The sequence below is a fragment of the Desulfogranum marinum genome, from assembly GCF_016918565.1.
Taxonomy (GTDB): domain Bacteria; phylum Desulfobacterota; class Desulfobulbia; order Desulfobulbales; family Desulfobulbaceae; genus Desulfogranum; species Desulfogranum marinum.
In genome coordinates this window covers 1-433 of record NZ_JAFFQD010000166.1, presented here as the reverse complement: position 1 = coordinate 433, position 433 = coordinate 1, and the positions used below count along the sequence as shown (strand labels likewise).

Below are 433 nucleotides of genomic sequence, written 5' to 3'. Positions count from 1 at the left end.
GGTCTACAGCTACTTCAACGACTACCAGGTGCGAATGGTCAAGGAAGTGGCCCTCACCCACGACGGCAAGACCGCCTTGCCGATGGTCGCCTTCGGCGCGCCGGTGCGCGCGTGGATCCAGCAGCAGTACGGACCGAAGGTCAACGTGCTGGGACTGGTCAGCATCGCGCCGGAGCCTGACAGCGCCAAGGTGCCTGTGCTCGGCGCCAACCACCCAAGCGCGATCTGGTACGCCGCCGACCCGAAAAGCTACGCCGGCGACCAGGACAAGGCCGACGCCGCGGGCCTGAAGATGATGGGCCAGGACCTCTCCGCCGCCTGCTGGCAGGCCGGCATGGGTCGCAACCCGCAGGCAGATGCCAAGCTCACCTTGCAGGCCTGTACCAACAAGTGGCAGGTGACCCAGAAGAAGCAGACCTGCGAGCTGTTCTAC

At 65.6% G+C, this 433-nt stretch carries 1 pseudogene; it reads left to right on the top strand.

Annotated features, from left to right (window positions below):
- A pseudogene (locus tag JWH17_RS23335) lies at window positions 1–433 on the top strand (hypothetical protein); the annotation flags it as partial.